General features: G+C 61.4%; 17 protein-coding genes. 7 read left to right on the plus strand and 10 right to left on the minus strand.

Annotated elements, in window-relative coordinates; genetic code table 11:
- Nucleotides 1-117 precede the first annotated feature (117 nt).
- The 5 genes from P3R82_RS05785 to P3R82_RS05805 form a co-directional block, all read right to left on the minus strand.
- On the minus strand, nucleotides 118-1,494 hold the full coding sequence (locus tag P3R82_RS05785; RefSeq protein WP_283193370.1) for a PLP-dependent aminotransferase family protein: 1,377 nt from the start codon (nucleotides 1,492-1,494) through the stop codon (nucleotides 118-120).
- A gap of 243 nt (nucleotides 1,495-1,737) precedes the next feature.
- Entirely contained in the window at nucleotides 1,738-3,075 is a 1,338-nt protein-coding gene (locus P3R82_RS05790) for an LLM class flavin-dependent oxidoreductase (protein WP_283193371.1), read from the minus strand.
- Between the two features lie 12 nt (nucleotides 3,076-3,087).
- Complete coding sequence (locus P3R82_RS05795; RefSeq protein ID WP_283193372.1) at nucleotides 3,088-3,816, minus strand: ABC transporter ATP-binding protein; 729 nt, start codon at nucleotides 3,814-3,816, stop codon at nucleotides 3,088-3,090.
- Complete coding sequence (locus P3R82_RS05800; RefSeq protein ID WP_283193373.1) at nucleotides 3,813-4,676, minus strand: ABC transporter permease; 864 nt, start codon at nucleotides 4,674-4,676, stop codon at nucleotides 3,813-3,815. The genes P3R82_RS05795 and P3R82_RS05800 overlap by 4 nt, the downstream gene beginning before the upstream one ends.
- Nucleotides 4,676-5,662: an ABC transporter substrate-binding protein gene (locus tag P3R82_RS05805; RefSeq protein ID WP_283193374.1), complete on the minus strand. Its 987-nt coding sequence runs from the start codon at nucleotides 5,660-5,662 to the stop codon at nucleotides 4,676-4,678. Before P3R82_RS05805 ends, P3R82_RS05800 begins: the two co-directional genes overlap by 1 nt.
- 463 nt (nucleotides 5,663-6,125) lie before the next feature.
- Between P3R82_RS05805 and P3R82_RS05810 the strand changes: the two genes are divergently transcribed.
- From P3R82_RS05810 to P3R82_RS05830, 5 genes are all read left to right on the plus strand, one after another.
- Complete coding sequence (locus tag P3R82_RS05810) at nucleotides 6,126-8,366, plus strand: DUF3141 domain-containing protein (protein ID WP_283193375.1); 2,241 nt, start codon at nucleotides 6,126-6,128, stop codon at nucleotides 8,364-8,366.
- A gap of 59 nt (nucleotides 8,367-8,425) precedes the next feature.
- Nucleotides 8,426-9,391: a phosphate acetyltransferase gene (locus tag P3R82_RS05815; RefSeq protein WP_283193376.1), complete on the plus strand. Its 966-nt coding sequence runs from the start codon at nucleotides 8,426-8,428 to the stop codon at nucleotides 9,389-9,391.
- A gap of 4 nt (nucleotides 9,392-9,395) precedes the next feature.
- Nucleotides 9,396-10,607, plus strand: coding sequence for an acetate/propionate family kinase (locus P3R82_RS05820; RefSeq protein ID WP_283193377.1), 1,212 nt, complete (start codon nucleotides 9,396-9,398; stop codon nucleotides 10,605-10,607).
- Between the two features lie 15 nt (nucleotides 10,608-10,622).
- Nucleotides 10,623-11,405: an enoyl-ACP reductase FabI gene (fabI, locus tag P3R82_RS05825; protein WP_283193378.1), complete on the plus strand. Its 783-nt coding sequence runs from the start codon at nucleotides 10,623-10,625 to the stop codon at nucleotides 11,403-11,405.
- A gap of 383 nt (nucleotides 11,406-11,788) precedes the next feature.
- Nucleotides 11,789-12,844, plus strand: a complete 1,056-nt coding sequence (locus tag P3R82_RS05830) for a hypothetical protein (RefSeq protein ID WP_283193379.1) — start codon at nucleotides 11,789-11,791, stop codon at nucleotides 12,842-12,844.
- Nucleotides 12,845-12,885: 41 nt separating this feature from the next.
- Here P3R82_RS05830 and P3R82_RS05835 read toward each other — a convergent pair whose 3' ends face one another.
- Nucleotides 12,886-13,254 (minus strand): MliC family protein, encoded by a 369-nt coding sequence (locus P3R82_RS05835; RefSeq protein ID WP_283193380.1) that lies wholly within the window; start codon nucleotides 13,252-13,254, stop codon nucleotides 12,886-12,888.
- Nucleotides 13,255-13,490: 236 nt separating this feature from the next.
- Between P3R82_RS05835 and P3R82_RS05840 the strand changes: the two genes are divergently transcribed.
- A complete protein-coding gene (locus P3R82_RS05840) occupies nucleotides 13,491-13,766 on the plus strand; it encodes a hypothetical protein (protein WP_283193381.1) in 276 nt (91 codons plus the stop codon).
- Between the two features lie 42 nt (nucleotides 13,767-13,808).
- Nucleotides 13,809-14,522 carry a hypothetical protein gene (locus P3R82_RS05845; protein WP_283193382.1) on the plus strand — a complete coding sequence of 238 codons (714 nt, stop codon included), beginning with the start codon at nucleotides 13,809-13,811 and terminating at the stop codon, nucleotides 14,520-14,522.
- 229 nt (nucleotides 14,523-14,751) lie between these two features.
- On the opposite strand, the gene P3R82_RS05850 is transcribed toward P3R82_RS05845, so the two are convergent.
- The 4 genes from P3R82_RS05850 to P3R82_RS05865 form a co-directional block, all read right to left on the minus strand.
- Nucleotides 14,752-15,444, minus strand: coding sequence for an ABC transporter permease subunit (locus tag P3R82_RS05850; RefSeq protein WP_183898653.1), 693 nt, complete (start codon nucleotides 15,442-15,444; stop codon nucleotides 14,752-14,754).
- A 20-nt stretch (nucleotides 15,445-15,464) separates the two neighbouring features.
- A complete protein-coding gene (locus tag P3R82_RS05855) occupies nucleotides 15,465-16,181 on the minus strand; it encodes an amino acid ABC transporter permease (protein WP_283193383.1) in 717 nt (238 codons plus the stop codon).
- Nucleotides 16,182-16,250: 69 nt separating this feature from the next.
- Nucleotides 16,251-17,078: a transporter substrate-binding domain-containing protein gene (locus P3R82_RS05860; RefSeq protein WP_283193384.1), complete on the minus strand. Its 828-nt coding sequence runs from the start codon at nucleotides 17,076-17,078 to the stop codon at nucleotides 16,251-16,253.
- Nucleotides 17,079-17,110: 32 nt separating this feature from the next.
- Nucleotides 17,111-17,851, minus strand: a complete 741-nt coding sequence (locus tag P3R82_RS05865; RefSeq protein ID WP_183898656.1) for an amino acid ABC transporter ATP-binding protein — start codon at nucleotides 17,849-17,851, stop codon at nucleotides 17,111-17,113.
- Nucleotides 17,852-17,868: the final 17 nt, after the last annotated feature.

Consider the following 17,868-nt stretch of genomic DNA (forward strand, 5'->3'; position numbering starts at 1 on the left):
GTCGGGCGGCAGCGCTTCGCTTTTGAGATCGAGGCCGCACAGGCGGCGCGGCGCCGGCCTCAACCGCACGGCAATTTTCACGAAATGCGCAGAGAGGCGACGGCGGCTGCCGTGGGGTCATGAACCGAGAATGTCGGCGAGATCGCGCATGCCCCTGATGGTGGTGAACTCGCCGGCATAAGCAAAGCCGAGCAGCAGGGCGCGGCGTGCCGGATCGGCGAACCAGGAGGAGATGTCGCGCGGTTCCAGCCCGCGCGCCGCCGCCTGGCGCAGCAGCCTTTCGACGTCGGTTCCGTCGGGGAGGGTCAGCATGTGGCCGAGCCCGCCCGGCTCGGGCGAAAGCGACACCCCGGCCGGCAGTCCGGCCGGCCACGAGCCGACAAGCGATTGCCGGCGCACCGAGAGCACCGCACGCATCCGGTCGATATAGTGTTCCAGATGCCCCTCGCGCATGAACTGTTCCAGCATGTATTGCTCGATCAGCGGCGGCCGAAAATCCATGGCTGCGCGGGTGGCGATCAGCCGGTCGATCATAGCCGGCTCGGCAACGATGTAGCCGATACGCAGAGACCGGAACATCGTCCAGCTCAAGGTCGACAGATAGATCGTCCGGTCGCGGCTCGACTGGTCGGCGAAGATCGGCGCCCGGGGTTCCGTCAAGAGCGCCGTATTGTCCATCTCCACGATATGAGCGCCGTTTGTCTCGACATGGCGGCGGATCGCCTGCTCGCGGGCATCGCTCAGGATCGCGCCGGACGGAAACTGCCGGACAGGCGACAGATGAACCAGCCGGAACTGCGGCGAAGCCAGCTCGATCCGGAGCCCTTCGTCATCGACCGGAAGCGCCTGCACCCTGGCGCCGGCGAGCGTCAGCGTGGTGCGCACGCGCAGCTCCGCCGGGTCCTCCATCAGCGCGATATCGCCGCTGCGCAGAAGCGTGCGGGCGACGAGATCGAGACCTTGGGTCATGCCGGAGGTAACGATGATCTGGTCGGGGTGGCAGACGATCCCGCGGCGACGTTTCAGATAGCCGGCGATCTGCATCCTCAAAGGTGCGAACCCGGCCGGATCGCCTTCGTTCATCAGCTCGCGAACACGGGCCGCCTGCTCCGTCCCGATCCGCTGCCAGACGGCGAAAGGGAAATAGTCGAGCGTCGGCCCCCAGGACAGCGCATTGACGACGGAGCGCGGCGCGGCGGGCAGCTCCGCGATCGGCGTGGCGTTTTTCGGCAGGTTTCGCCGTTGTTCGAGATAGCGCACGGAATTGACGAATGTGCCGGACCCGGTAACGCCGAGGATGAGGCCCTCGGCCATCAGCATGTCGAATGCCTCCGAAACCGTGCTGCGTGAAACCCCGATTTCGTGGGCCAGCTGGCGCGTCGAGGGCAAGCGTTCCCCCGGTCCGTAGGTGCCGGCCAGGATGCGCGCCTCGATGGACTTGCAAATCTGTTCGGCAAGAGACTGGGCGCCATCGCGATCGAGCTGAAACTGCATCCGATGCCCCTTTGCAATGGTCAGCCCTCGGCGGACTGAGGAGGATGGGGCGGCGTAGCGAAAGCATGTTTCAGGAGGATGACAGGGCCGATAATCTCACGGCCCGTCGCTTGGGCGGCTGCGAGCCAATTTCACCGACATATATTCCTCGTCAGGCTGACGTTGGCACCGTCGTAGATCACGCCGATGCGCTAAAAAACGAGATTTGTCGGCCAGTTGGCACGGGAGAGGGGCCTTGCGAGCTCAGGCAGACCGCGCAAACGACGCGTCCGCACCGACCTCGGCCAATCCAAAATGGGATCTCAGGGTATCGCCTCCATAGGCCGATCTGAAGAGACCGCGTTTTTGCAGAATTGGTACAACCTCGTCGGCGAACAGCTTCAGCTGACTGTTGATAATTGGCGGCATCACATTGAACCCATCTGCCCCGCCCGACTGAAACCATTCCTGGATCAGGTCCGCGATTTGCTCTGGGGTACCGGCAACCGCCAGATGGCCGCGAGCGCCCGCCAGCCTGCGAAGCAACTGCCGAAGCGTGAGTTTTTCGCGGAGCGTCATCTCTACGTAGCCCACCACCCGGCTTCTCGATGCCTCGACCTCATTGGGATCAGGAAAATCATCCTTGGTGAGCGGACGATCAAGCGCAATGTTGCTGAAGTCATGTCCGCCGAAGCGAGCCGACAGTCTCGTCAAGCCAACTTCCGTGCTCGTCAGGGCGTCGAGCTCTTCCCAAACCTGTTTGGCTTCCAGCTCGCTCGAACCGATCGCCGCGCTGATGCCAGGCAAGACCACGATGTCTTCCGGTCTCCGGCCGTAGGCAACGGCCCTGTTCTTGACATCGGCATAGAACGACTTCGCGCTATCGATCGTCATATGCGCGGTGAAAATTGCCTCGGCCCAGCGCGCGGCGAATGCACGGCCGGTGTCGGACTGACCTGCCTGGATATACACGGGCCGTCCTTGCGGGCTGCCGGGGACATTGAGTGGACCCTTCGTTCGGTAGTGGCTACCCTCGTAGTTCGCGGGCCGCATCCGGTTCGCGTCGAGATAACGGCCGGTTTCCCGGTCGTCCACGATGGCATCCGCCGGAAAGCTTTTCCAGAGCGCGTCGACGGCCTCGACGAATTCCGCTGCGAGCTTGTAGCGATCGCCGTGGTCGACGTTTTGCGCAAGGCCATAATTGGCACCTGCTTCGGGAGCCCAAGACGTGACGATGTTCCAGCCCGCACGCCCCTTGGAGAGGTGATCAAGCGTCGCGAATTGACGAGCCAACGTATAGGGAAGGCTATAGGTAGTGGAGGCGGTGCCGATCAGCCCAATCTTTGTTGTATGCGCGGCCAGCAGGGACAACAGGACAATCGGTTCCAGCGATCCCGACGATGCCAGGCCGCTGCTGTTGCCGGCCGCAAGCGTATCGGCCAGAAATACGGCATCGAACTTGGCCTCCTCGGCAATGTGGGCAGCCTCGACGTAGAGTTCCAGATCGGTGAGCGCCTTGTGGTTCGACCCCGGATGCCGCCATGCGCCCTCGTGGTGGCCACGAGACATAAGAAAGAGGTTCAGGTGGAGTTGACGTGGCATGGATATAACCTTTCAGGCCCTGTCTGCGCTGACGCCAAAGCTGGCGAGCAACCTGGCGCGGAGATCGAGAAGTTCGGATTGGTTTGATCGCCGCGGATGCGACAGCGAAATTGCGTGGTCTTCCGCGATGCGACCATCTCGCAGAACAAGAATGCGGTCGGAGAGAAGCAGGGCTTCGTCGACGTCGTGGGTGACAAGAACGATCGTCGGTCTCTCACGATCGACCAGACGCATCAGCAGTTCCTGCATGCGGATACGCGTCAAGGCGTCAAGCGCGCCAAACGGCTCATCGGCAAGCAACAGGGAAGGGGACCGGATCAGCGAGCGCGCAAGCGATGCGCGCTGCTTCTGGCCACCAGACAGGGTTGAAGGCCACGCGTCGGCCTTGTCACCCAGCCCCACTGCTTCGAGCATCTCGAGCGCGGCCGATTTTGCATCGGTTCGCCGAAGTCCGAGGGTCACATTGTCGATGACCGTTTTCCATGGCAGCAGTCTCGAATCCTGAAACAGAACCGAGGTACTGGCAGGCACCTGGAAATGCCCTTGGCTCTCCGCGTCATCGTCCAGACCCGCCAGCGCCCGCAGCAACGTTGTCTTCCCCGAACCGGATTCACCCAACAGTGAGACGAACTGTCCGTGTGGAATATCGAGCGATACCCGGTCTAGAATTGTCTTGCCTTTGAAGCTCCGCGTGAGGTTGCGCAGCGTTACAGCAGTGGGAACAGGGATATGAGCATTCATGATCCAAGCGCTCTCCTGTACGACAAGGCGCGTCTTTCGACGAAACGCACGACAGCATCCGACAAAAGGCCAAGCACTGCGTAGATGATGATGCCGACCACGATGATCTCCGTCTGCCCCCAGTCGCGCGCCCGGTTCATCAGGTAGCCGATACCCGTCTGCGTGTTGACGAGTTCCAGAACGACCAAGGCCGTCCAACAGAGTGCAACCGCCAGCCGCAGCGATACGAAGAACCCTGGCAACGCCCCTGGCAGTGCCACATGACGGACAAACTCAAGTCGAGAAAGGCCAAGGGTGCGCGCAAGTTCGACGTGCCCGATGTCAATGCTGCGCAGGGCCGCGTGGGTGTTGATGTAGACAGGCACGAGGACCGCGGTGAAGATCAAGAACACCTTCATTGCCTCGCCGATCCCCAGCCAGATGATGACCAATGGAATGAGTGCCAAGGTTGGAACCGCTCTCTTGATCTGGACGATGCCATCGATCAAGGCTTCGCCCGCCCTGGTCAGACCGGAAAGCAGGGCAAGGACGACGCCCACCAGTACGCCGAGGAACAGCCCCGAATAGGCACGTGCGGCCGACGCCATAAGGTGCGGCAGCAGCGTGCCGTCAATGACCATTTCATAGCCCGTCTTGAGCGCTGTCGAGGGGGCCGCAAGCGTATAGGGCGACAGGTAACCCAGGCGAGACGCCAGCTCCCAGCCAAGCAGAACAAGCAATGGTCCAATCAGACGCCCGCCTCGCGGCAGCTTTTCCGGGACCAGACGAGCGGACTTGCGGGCAACTGCCGCAGGCGCCTCGCCGTTAGCCCGCGGATCCACGCCCGAGGCCACATATCGTCTATCAACGGCGTTCGCCATCAGCTTCCACCTTCACGCGCCTGTTCAATGGTCGCGTCAAAGGTCTCGACAAATGAGCCCTTCGCATCGAACCGTTCCTTGATGGAGCCTGCTTGATAGAGAATGTCGATCAGCTTTTGATGATGCGGGATTGCTTCAGCCGACGTCTGGAAGATAAGTGGCGACTGGCCCTTCAAGATCGCGTCTGTATCTTCGGTGGAGACACGCTGGAAATCGGTGAAATAAGACTTCGCCCATGCCTTCTCGTTCTCATTGCTCCATTTTCCAGCACGGACAAACGCATTGAGGAATTTTTTGATCTGCTCAACCTTGACCGGGTCGGCCAGAGCGTCAGGACGGGCATAGAAATATGATGTACTTGGCAGCAGCTTGCGTTCTTCAGGGTCCAGCACAGGCGATGCGCCGACTTGGTTGACCAGCCGTGTAACGTGCGGCTCCTGGAGAACGGCCACATCGACCGTCCCAGACCGGATGGCGTCGGGGAGGTCGGCGACGCGAAGGTTGACGAGTTCGACGTCCGTGAGCTTCAGGCCCGCGCGGTTCAGTGCTTCGATCAGGAACACCTGACGCCCGGAGCCCTCGACATAGCTGACCTTTTTGCCCTTGAGTTCAGACAGATTTCTGATCACGAGCCCAGGCCGGCTGGTCAGGCGATATTGCGCGGCTTCTCGAGTGAAGGTTGCGATGATTGGAAGCAAGGTTCCAGACGCGCGTGCCTGGATAGGGGGAGTGTCGCCGACGTAGGCGATGTCGAGCGCGCCGGCGCGGATCGCTTCGAGGATTGCAGGTCCTCCGGCGAAGTTCGGAAAGTCGATGTTGAAGTCGAGGCTCTGTTTCTGGCCGCTTGATTCGAGGAGATTGCGCACAAATTCGCTCTGGTCGGCGACCACGAGCTTGGAAACCGTGTCGGCAGCGAATGAAGGAAAAGACCAGAAGGCCGAGACCGCTCCCACAAGTGCAGCCCGGAAAAGTGTCCTACGTTTCATATCTTGCGCTCCATGTCTGCGTTCACGATAACCTCAGCGCGTCGAATGTATAGTAAGACTATCGACTTTGTAGGGATGATATTTTGTACGCACCGGTGTTGGTGTAAAACTCTTCCGACATCGCTTGAGATGTTAGAATGCGTTTGATTGTCTGGCGTGTAATTGACGCGGCCGGACGCCTTGCAGCGGCTTCTGTCGGGCGGGAGCGGGCGATCATTGCTTCGCGCAGACATGATCGGAGGCGAGACACGTGGTCAAAGCCGCCGCATCTTCCAAAAACGCACGTATGCTACCGTAAGATACGTTGGTTGAACGGCCCGGCCTGCCTATGCTGCATCTGCGAGATAGCTGAGTGCCCCGCAAGATCAGGGCGCGTTCATAGAGCGGACGCAGAACGGCAATAATCTCTTACCTGCATAGGTCTTTGAATGATCGCCAAAAGCGATGAACCAGGAGATTTGGCATGCGGTATTCTTCTTATCTCCCCACAGCGGATTTCGTCACGCAAATCGGTCCGGCAGCCGTTGCACTCGACTACGGCTTGGATGCCGCGCAGCGCGGCATTCTGTTTTGGGACGTGATGCGAAAGCGTGGCAACCAATATCGCGCGCACGCCCAGGCCGCCGCGCCGCATGTGCTCAATTTCACGCCCGAGGTCGTCCTGGATGGACGTGGGCTGGAGAAGCCCGTCAACTACGCGCTGGTCCGCATCGTTCCGCCGGAGGGCATGACGGTCGATGACGCGCGGCGACCCTTCGTCGTGGTCGACCCGCGCGCCGGGCATGGGCCGGGGATCGGAGGGTTCAAGGCGGATAGCGAGATCGGCGTTGCCTTGAAGGCCGGCCACCCCTGCTATTTCATCGGCTTCCTTCCGGAGCCTGTCGCGGGCCAGACGATCGAGCATATCGCACTGGCCGAAGCGATCTTCCTGGAGAAAGTCATCGCGCTGCATCCGCAGGCAGACGCCAAGCCGTGCGTCATCGGCAACTGCCAGGCCGGCTGGGCCGTCATGATGCTGGCCGCGATGCGGCCCGAGCTCTTCGGCTCGATCATCATCGCCGGCGCGCCGCTCTCCTACTGGGCGGGCGAGCGCGGCAAGTATCCGATGCGCTACTCTGGAGGGCTGCTTGGCGGCACCTGGCTGACGGCGCTCACGAGCGATCTCGGCCACGGGCAGTTTGACGGTGCGTGGCTCGTGCAGAATTTCGAGAACCAGAACCCGGCCAACACGCTCTGGACCAAGCAGTATAATCTGTATTCGAAGATCGACACCGAGGCGCCACGCTATCTCGGCTTCGAGCAATGGTGGGGCGGCCATGTCAGTCTCAACGCGGACGAGATCCAGTTCATCGTGGACGAACTCTTTGTCGGCAACAATCTCGCCGCCGGTCGCATCGAGGCACCGAATGGGCAGGCGATCGATCTTCGCAACATTCGCGCGCCGATCGTCGTGTTCTGCTCGAAGGGAGACAATGTCACGCCGCCGGCGCAAGCGCTCGGCTGGATTCTGGGCCTCTACGACGATGTGAACGAGATACGCTCGCACGGGCAGACGATCGTCTACACCGTGCACGAGACGATCGGCCATCTCGGCATCTTCGTTTCCGCAAGTGTCGCCCGCAAGGAACACGGCGAATTCTCCAGCAATATCGATCTGATCGACGCGCTGCCGCCCGGACTGTACGAGGCGATTTTCGAGGCGAAGACCGATGAAACCATCGGCGGAGACCTTGTCGAGGGCGATTGGATCATGCGTTGCGAGGCGCGAACGCTCGATGACATCCGCGCGCTTGGATGCAATGGCCCGGCTGACGACAGGCGCTTTGCCACTGTCGCGAAAGTGTCGGACATCAACCTCTCGCTTTACCGCGCTTTCCTTCAGCCCGTCGTGCGTGCCATGGTGCCGGACTGGGCCAGCCGGGGTCTTCGCGACATGCATCCGCTGCGGCTGCAGTACGAGCTGTTCTCGGACGTCAATCCGTGGATGGCGCCTGTCGCGGATCTCGCGAACGAGGTGACGCAGGAGCGTCGTCCGGTCGCCGCCGGCAATCCCTTCCTGGCGATTGAGCAGGCGGTCTCGCGCCAGATCGTGGCGGGGCTGGACGCATGGCGGCAAGGGGTGGAGATGCTGAGCGAGGCGATGTTCCTCTCGGTTTATGGATCGCCGTTCCTGCAGGCGGCCGTTGGCATCGACAGTTCGGACACAAGGCCGCAGCGGCGGGCAGGCAAGACCGCGCTGCATGCGCGCGTCCTCAAGGACAGGATAGAAGAGCTCAGGGCGCGAATGGACCGCGGCGGTCTTCGGGAGGGGTTGGCGCGCAGCCTGCTTTACGTGGCCATGGCCAATGGCGCGGCAGACGAGCGCGGGTTTGCCGCTATCCGCCGGATGCGGCGTATCGAGGACGGCATGCCGGTGATCCCGCTGGCGCAATTCAAGGCTTTGATCCGCGACCAGTTCTTCATGCTGCTGATCGACGAGGAGGCGGCCGTTGCCGCCATCGCCCGGTTGCTGCCGTCTGACGCGGGGGTTCGCCGTGAAGGCCTGTCATCGCTGCGGGAGGTCCTGCATGCGCGTGGCCCGCTGGCAGACGAGGCCGAGCGGCGTTGGCAAAGGATCGTCGGCATTTTCGACCTTTCCGAAGAGCCGGCCGCCGCGCCGCCGGCAAAGACGGCGTCGGTGAAGGCCATCCGTCGTGTCACCTAGCCGGCGGGATCATTGAAGAACCTTGGTTTGAACGAGTGTTCCAGCATGGAGCTGTGCAAATGTCGAACTTGGAAAGCGTTGGCGAGGTCGGCCGGCACGAGAAATACGAGCGGCTCATCGCCAAGGCCAAGCAGGTTCCTGTGATGACCACGGTCGTGGCCCACCCTTGCGATGAAACATCTCTGCGTGCGGTCGTCGAAGCCGCCGATGTCGGGTTGATCCAGCCGCTGCTTGTCGGCCCGGCTGAGAGAATACGCGGGATCGCCAGATCGCATGGTCTCGACATCTCGCCGTTCGAACTGGTCGATGCCCCTCACAGCGACGCGGCTGCCGCCAAGGCGGTGGAGATCATCAGGGAAGGCGGCGGCGATCTTCTGATGAAGGGAAGCCTGCACACGGACGAGCTTTTGCGGGCTGTAACGTCATCAGCCACGGGGCTCAGGACCGCGCGCCGGATCAGCCATGTTTTCGTGATGGATGTTCCGGGCCATTCGGAAACGCTCTTCATCACCGACGCCGCCATCAATATCGCGCCGGATCTCGATGCCAAGCGCGATATCATTCAGAACGCGATCGATCTCTTCACGCAGATCGGTCTCGGCACGCCGCGCGTGGCGATCCTTTCGGCCGTCGAGACGGTCACGTCGAAGATACCATCGACGATCGAGGCGGCCGCGCTGTGCAAGATGGCCGAGCGTGGACAGATAACGGGTGGTGTTCTGGACGGCCCGCTCGCCTTCGACAATGCGATCGATCCGGAGGCTGCCAGGATTAAGGGCATCCGCTCCCCCGTCGCCGGCCACGCCGAGATCCTGGTCGTGCCGAATCTGGAGGCTGGCAACATGCTGGCGAAGAACCTGACCTTCATGGCGCGGGCGGATGCCGCGGGCCTCGTCCTTGGCGCGCGTGTGCCGATCATCCTCACCTCGCGGGCGGATTCGGTGCGCACGCGCCTTGCCTCGTGCGCCGTCGCCGTATTGCTTGCGCAAGCCCGCCGCCGTGCGGCGTCGATACAGGGCGGTTGATGCCATGGACACTATACTGGTGATCAATGCCGGTTCATCCAGCCTGAAATTCGAGGTTTTCGCCGTCGCGGATACACTGGCGCGGCAGATCAAGGGAAAGATGGAAGGCATCGGCACCGCGCCGCGCCTGTCCATCAGGAACGTCGGTGGTGACCAACTGGCGCAGGAAGACTATCCGTGCGAACTCGTCGCGGATCTGCCTTCGGCGATGCGCCTGGTTGGGCAATGGCTGCACGGGCGGATTGAAGGTCGCCTGATCGCGGTCGGCCACCGGGTCGTCCATGGCGGCCCGAACCACGCCGGCCCGGTGAAGGTCGATGACAGCCTGCTACGGGAGCTGGAGTGGTACACTCCGCTTGCACCGCTGCACCAGCCAAACAATCTCGCGCCCATCAAGGTGCTGCTGGAGCGCCAGCCCGACTTGGCGCAGGTTGCCTGTTTCGATACAGCCTTCCATCGCGGTCATGATCCGATGGCGGATCACTATGCGATACCGACGCGCTATTTCGAGGAGGGGGTTAGGCGTTACGGCTTTCATGGCCTGTCCTACGAATATGTCGCGGGACGGTTGGCGGAGGTTGCGCCCGATGTTGCCGGCGGCCGTGTCATCGTCGCCCATCTCGGCAGCGGCGCGTCGATGTGCGCGCTTCGCGAGGGGCGAAGCGTGGAGAGCACGCTGGGCTTCACGGCGCTCGACGGTCTGCCGATGGGCACACGGTGCGGGCAGATCGATCCGGGTGTGCTGCTCTATCTGCTCGAGCAGCACGGCCTGTCGGCCAGGCAGCTGCAGGATCTTCTCTACAAGGAGTCTGGCCTCAAGGGGCTCTCCGGCATCAGCAACGACGTCCGCGATCTGCTTGATAGCGAAGCGGCCGGCGCGACACTGGCGCTCGACCATTTCGTTCATCGCATCGGCCTCAATGCCGGTGCGCTCGCGGCCGCATTGAGTGGGCTGGACGCCTTCGTCTTTACGGCGGGGATCGGTGAAAACTCGCCGGCGATGCGCGAACGGATCGCGAGAAAGCTCGCCTGGCTCGGCGTATCGCTCGACGTGGAGCGGAACAATGCCGGCGAGCTCCTGGTGTCGAGCGACGACAGCAAGGTCAAGGTCTTCGTCATCCCGACCGACGAGGAACTGATGATCGCGCGGCACACTTTCGCGCTTATCGCCGCCGGTGGGGCCGAGCCCGCCGGCACGCCCCAGCTATATGCATAGAAGGAAGGGCCGCAGATGATTCCGACGGTGAAGGCTAAACTTCTTGAAGGAAAGCGCGGGCTGGTTGTCGGCATCGCCAACGATCAGTCGATCGCCTGGGGTTGCGCGCGGGCATTCCGCGCGCTGGGCGCCGACGTCGCCGTGACCTATCTCAACGACAAGGCCAAGCCCTATGTCGAGCCACTCGCGCAGGCTCTCGAGGCGCCGATTTTCATGCCGCTCGATGTATCGGTGCCGGGACAACTGGAAGCCGTGTTCGAACGCATCACGGAGATGTGGGGCGAGCTCGATTTCGTGGTGCATTCCATCGCCTTCTCGCCGAAGGACAGCTTGCAGGGGCGCGTCGTCGATGTGCCGCACGACGGATTTCTAAAGACGATGGATATTTCCTGCTGGTCGTTCATTCGGATGGCGCATCTCGCCGAACCCCTGATGAAGCACGGTGGGACGCTGTTCACGATGACCTACTATGGCAGCCAGATGGTGGTGAAGAACTACAACATCATGGGCGTTGCCAAGGCGGCGCTGGAAGCCTCGGTCCGCTATATCGCCGCTGAACTTGGGCCCAAGGGCATTCGCGTGCACGCCATTTCCCCCGGGCCACTGGCGACACGCGCCGCCTCCGGCATTCCCGAGTTCGATGAACTCCTGAGCAAGGCGCAGGAAACGGCGCCGGCGCGCAGCCTGGTATCGATCGACGATGTCGGCATGGCAACCGCGTTCCTGGCGCACGACGCGGCACGGCTCATCACCGGCGACACGATCTACATCGATGGCGGATATCACATCATAGACTAGCCTTCCGGCAAGGTCGTGCGGCAATTCAGTGGCCGATACGCACGCCTCCATCCGCCGCCGCGCGTTCGTATCAACGCATCTATTTTCCTGTTTGCGACGATATGCCGTCGTTGCGTGTTGCGCAATACAACCTGACGGTAGTATAATATACGTAACGTAAAGTATGTCGTCCAAGGCGGTATAGCACAATGCCCTGGCTTCATTGTTTTGGATGATGATTTTTATCAATCGGAGCGGGTTGTTCGCTCGAAGGTGCTGCAGATATTCACGGGCGTTGGCGCTTGTTGCACTCAAGCATTGTGGGGCGTGGCATGCATTTGGACAATAGTTCTATAATCAGCGACATTTACGATGCGTCCACCAGCGGCCAGGACTGGTCATGCTTGGGCCAACGGCTGTGCCGGTATCTGGACGCCGAAGCAGGGGCGTTCCGCTTTCGAGACTGCAATGGCCGCTATACCAACGTCTTTCAGGCATCCGAGGCCGATGACGACAGGTACAGCACCTACTATCTTCACATCGACCCCGTGCGATCGGCCATATCGCGGATGAAGCCCGCGGCAGCAGGAGCGGAGACAGTCGTGCTCGCCGATGAAGTCGTTGATCGAGAAAGCTATCGCCGATCCGAGTTCTACCAGGATTTCGCCAGGCCGAATGGGCGGGAGAACATGTTGATCGGCCTCGTCGGAGACAGCGATCACACCGTCATGAGCTTCTTTCGCGATGGCCGGGCTTTCGGCAACAGGGAGAGGACCGCTCTCGAGCAACTTATGCCGCATGTGCGCCGCGGACTGAGCATGCGCCAAAGGCTAATCAAATCCGAGCTTGAATCGCGCCTCGCATATGCGGCCTTCGAAGCCTTGCCCGGAAGCGCCGTCGTTGTCGACGGCGAATGCAACATACTGTTCGCGAACACCACGGCCAACCGAACGTTGTCACGCAAAGGCTTTCCGATTTCCCTATCCAGGCTTCCCACCGACGGAAGCATCCGATTGCTCGTCGATCGAGGCGAGGCGGCGAAGTTTCGGGATATTGTCCGCGGCGGCGCCCAAGGGGGCAGTGGCGGCGCAATTCGGATCGAATTCGACGACATCGAGAACGCCCGCATAGGTCAGCTTGCGGTGGTCGCGACCCCGTTGCCGGCGTGCGGGACCGCGCTCGCTTTCGGCACGCCGGTGCTTGTCTTGATCAACGACATCTCGCAGCCGCGATCGGCGCCGCCGCGCCTCTTCAGCGAATTGTTCGGGTTGAGCGCGGCTGAGGGAGCGGTGGCGGCGGCCCTTCTGGGCGGGCAGACGGCCGAGATAGTCGCACGAGATCGCAAGGTCTCGCTCGACACGGTCCGCACGCAGATACGAACAGTGCTGCGCAAGACCGATGCAGCCAACCTTCGTGACTTCGAACGCATCGGCGCGCTGCTCGCAACCTATGTTCACTGAGCCCCGGATTTGTCCGTGCCCTATGCCGACATTGCAGGCTGTCAGGACGCGTTGCATGTCATGGTTGGCGGCGCATTTTCGCCCAGTGTCGTGTCATACAGGCTCGCGGAATTTCCTTTGGTCCACCAGACATATTTCCCCGCCGCATAACGCGCTCCCGAGCCGGAAATGACCGATGTGAACACCAGCGGCTGCGGCTGCTGAGGCACGGGCACGAGCGCGAGAAAGTTTGGATCGGCGTTGATGTAGGTTACCGCAAGCTTGCCCACGGACCCGCAGTCGTAGTTCGCATGTCTGCGTTCGATCTTCGTTTCGCTTCGCAGTTCGATCGTTCCGCTTTGCGTCGCCCTGGCCAGATTCGCCGGCAGGTACGCGCTGGTGAGGCAAAGGGCAAAGGCGAGAAGTTTCATGACTGATCCTCAATGGTCAGCTGAAGGCACGAACCGTATCGACACACGAAGTCGACGTCAGTTCAAGAGGCCTGGACCGCTCCAAGCTTCGATTTTGCAGTCTCGCGACCGTCGGAAGCGAAATAGCCAGACATTGTTCTCATCGCATACCCAGAAGTGGTGATGCGGCAGAGGATCGATACCGGCTAATCCCCCGGCCATCGCAGCAAACCGACCCTCGAACTCGGAGAAACGACGTGACCGAATTCACCATTTCACGCAGGAGCGTGCTCGCTGGCGCGGGTGTGGTCCTGGCCGCGGCCTCCGCCACGCCCCTCGTATCGTCTCCAGCCACGGCGGAGCAAGGCAACATGGATGCCGCGCTGCGTCAGTTGCAGGCTGCGTTGGCCTCGCTTCGCCGTGCGACGCCGAACAAGGGCGGACACAAGGAGCGCGCCGCCGAACTGGTCATGCAGGCCATGGAGGAAGTCCATGCCGGCATCGACTATGCCGCCAGCCGTGGCGGCGGCTGATCGCGGGCTATCCACGACGGAACTCACAAGGGGGATTCGACAATGATACGCATCAAACCAATCAGACTATTGTTGCCTGGCTTGATCGCACTGCTTGCGGGAGCCGCAATCGCGCAGGATGCCGCCAGGGTACCCAATGCGCCGTTGCGGAAGACCGTGGGACAGGTCAGCCAGCAGGCGCCGGTAGCATCACTCCTGGTGGTCAACGCCGACGGCGCGAAGCTGGAAGGCAACACGCTGGTCCTGACGGGCGTTTCCGCCAACTCCATCATCTTCGCCGATCGCCCAACCCGCGCCGCCGGCCATATCGCCACCAGTGAAATCGTCAGTCAATGGGGCGCCGGCGCCGACAGTTTCGACAAGGACCCGCCGAACGCGACGGTCTCGGTTCTCGGGGGCGGCTCGAATGTCAGCGATGCGGTGGTCACGCTCAAGTCTCCAAAGCTCGACGGGACGACGCTCACGTTCGACGTTTCGGTGCTGGAAGGCAGTCTCACCGGCGTGACCGGTCCAGCGGCGCTGTTTATCGACCATTGGCGTGGCTGGAACAACGCCGGCTGGTACGCGCTTGGTGCCGCGTCGGGTGCGGCCATCGGGGCATCGCTGGCGGGCCCGCGTTATGTCGAACCTTGTTATCCGCCCCCCGCATACTATCCACCCGCAAATCCGTGCCCGCCCGGCTACTGGCTCGGCCCGTGGGGCCACTGCCGGGACACGCCGTATCACGGCCGTCTGCCGGATGGTCAGTGGCAGTAATCGCAAGACGCGGGAAAACATGAGGGTTACGTGGCAGGGTCGGGGCATCTCGGCCCGCGCCTGAAGAACCCGATGGGTGCCGATCGACGGGATAGCGGGTCTGTTCGGGATCGCCAGTGACGATCCGATCATCTCTGCCGTCGCCGCGAGGACAGGCCGTGACGAGGCTTTGCCCGGCATCGTGCGTCTTATGCCGGCATGGGCATAAGACGCACGGCGACGGTGCGAACTACGCCCGAAGGCGAAGGTTGCGTTCCAGCATGTCGGCGACCTGCGTGACGATGTAGGCGATGACCATGTAGATGACCACCGCGATGACGAACGCCTCGAGATAGTAGAAGTTCAGGGCTGCGGTCAGCTGTGACTGGGCGAAGATGTCGACGACCTCGATCGCAAATCCGAGCGAAAGCGCCTTCATGATGACCATGATCGATGTCGTCAGGTCCGGTATCGCCGCCACGACCACCTGCGGAAACATCACCCGGCGAAACAGCTGGGCATTGGTGTACCCAAGCGAATGGGCGGCGTCAGCCTGGCCGTTGTCGAAGGAGTTCAGGGCTCCCTTGATGATCTCGGCCTGGAAAGCCGCGATACAGCCCGTGATCGCAACGACCAGAACGACCCAGTTCGGCATTGAATGACCATTGTAGTTGATCCCCACCAGCGAGGTCAGCATCTGCAGACCGGCGGGCAGGCCGAAGTAGGCGAGAAAGATCACGATGACCATCGGTACGCCCTTGAAGGCGACCTTGTAGGTCAACACGGCTTCCCTCAGGACCGGGATCTTCCTGTACTCGATGAACGCGAACAGGCTGCCGATCAGTGTCGAGAATACGAAGATAAGGGCTGCCATCGCGAGCGTGACAGGCACCGCGCCAAGTATTTCCCGGGTGTCCTGTAATAGAATGTCGGTTTCAAACATTTACTGATACCCCTTCTCGGTCAAACACTTGGCAGGAGCACGTTCTTGACGCGTCCGGCGTTGGCCGTCTCCGGCGCGCGCATCGACGAGCGAAGCTCGAAGAAGCGGACGACGAGCCAGACGATCAGGCACATCAAGGAGTAGATGACCGCCAGAACGAGATACGTTTCGAACTGGTACTGGTTGTAGTCGCGCTGCATGATCAGGTGCGCGGTCGCCATGACGTCGGCCGCCCCGATGTACATGACCAATGCGACGTTGTGGACCAGGTAGATGAGCGAGTTGCCGTAGCCGGGCAGGCCGATGTGGACCGCCTGAGGACCGGCGATGCGGAAGATTTTCTGCCGAAAGCTGTAGCCCAGGCTATCCGCCGCCTCATGCTGGCCGCGCTCCACCGAGAGATAGGCCGGCCGCATGACCTCCGAGAGGTAGCCGCCATGGTACAAGCTCAGCCCGACCATCGCCGCGACGTTCGCCGAGAAGAAATCCGAAAAGCCGAACACCGCCGCGAACAGCGGGAGCCCGTAAAAGGTGACGAACAACTGAAGAACGACAGGGACGCTTCGCGCATAGGAAACGTAGAGATCGGCCAGATGGCTGATCAGGAACACCCGTCGCACGCGGAGCGTCGTCGCGATCAAGGCCAGGCAGAAGCCGGCGATGAGGGCGGTGAAGGTAATCGCGAGCGTCAGCGGCAATGCCGAGAGCAGCTCGGGAATCATGGTCGAGATATTCACTATGAACACTCCTTCTTGCAATGTCAGCCCGAGCCCTGACGGCATCGCTGCCGTCAGGGAAGGAGCCTGTTACTTGAGGTACTTGACCATTTCTTCGCCGAACCATTTCTGCGAAAGCTTGTCCATGGTGCCGTCGTCGCGCAGTTCCTTGAGGACGCGGTTGATGTCGTCGGAGAGAACCTTGTTTTCCTCGGACTTGTGGATCAGCATGTAGGTGTTGTTGCTGTAGACGGGGTCGGAAGCCACGACATCGAGCTTCTTGTTGTCGATGACGGTCTGTTCGCCGAGATTGGACGGCAGGACGAGCGCGTCGAACTTGCCGTTCTGGATTTCGTCGAGACGATTGGGGTAGGGGATGCCGGCGCTCGATGCGGTAACTTCGAGCTTGTATTGCGGGTTTTCCTTCTGCCAGTTCATCATGAACTTGTAGGTGCCACCACCGGCGGTTGCCGGAACGATGCTCTTGCCGACAAGGTCCTTCATTTCCTTGATGCCGCTATCCTTGCGGCTGTAGATCTTCATGAGGCTGGCGCCCATGGGGTTCTCGGGAATGTAGAACTGCTTTTCCCGTTCCGGCGACTTGTAGTAGCCGCCGCAGGCCATGTCGTACTTGCCGGTCGCGAGCCCGGTTTCCTGGGCGATGTCGGCGACGCCTTCCATTTCGAACTTGTACTGGGGCAGCTTGGCGTTGATCGCGCGCAGCAGATCGGGCTCGTATCCCTGCGGCTCGACGCCGATGGCGCCCCAGGCGAGAGGCTTGGATTCAGCCGAGGTCGCGATCTTGATCGTGCGGACCTCCTGTGCATTGCCTGCGCCGGCAACGGCGAAGGCGATGGCGACGCCGCCGAGGATGGCGAGGCCGAACTGACGACGCGATGTGGATTTGATAGCAAACATGATGTAGTTCCCCTTTTGGTTGAGTTTTCAGTCTACTGCAGTGTATGTTCGGTGCTCAGGAACTGAGCCAGGCGCGGATTGCTCGGCGTGTCGAAGATTTCGGCCGGGCTGCCATCTGCCGCGACAATGCCGCGGTCCATGAAGACGATCCGGTTCGAGATGTTCTTCGCGAACTGCATTTCGTGCGTCACCAGCAACGAGGTGATGCCCGAGGACGTCACGTCCTTGATGACCTTGAGAACTTCGCCGACGAGTTCGGGGTCTAGGGACGATGTGGGTTCGTCGAAGAGCATCACATCGGGACGGACAGCCAGCGCCCGTGCGATGCCGGTTCTCTGAAGCTGCCCGCCTGAAAGCTGAGAGGGATAGCTGTCGCGCTTGGCGGAAAGACCGACGCGTTCGAGTTCGCGCAGCGCGATTTCCCGTGCCTCTTCCTTCGACTTGCGCTGCACGACGATCAGCGGGTCCATGACGTTGGCGATAACGGTCATGTTCTTGAACACGTTGAATTGCTGGAAGACCATCGCCGTGCGTAGCCGGATCGCCTGCACGGAGGCCTTGTCGGCGCGCTGGTAATCCATCTGGATCTGGTCGAACGCGATGGTGCCGGAAGAGGGTTTCGCCAGGTAGTTGATGCACTTCAGCAGCGTGGTTTTCCCGGTGCCGCTGGGGCCGATGATCGACACGACGTCTCCGCGTTTCACCGAGAGATTGACGCCGTTCAGAATCTGCGAATTCCCATACGACAGTTTGATGTTCTTGAGTTCCAGCATCTGGCTGTGTCCTTCTG

It is taken from the genome of Rhizobium sp. AN80A, from assembly GCF_030053015.1.
Taxonomy (GTDB): domain Bacteria; phylum Pseudomonadota; class Alphaproteobacteria; order Rhizobiales; family Rhizobiaceae; genus Rhizobium; species Rhizobium metallidurans.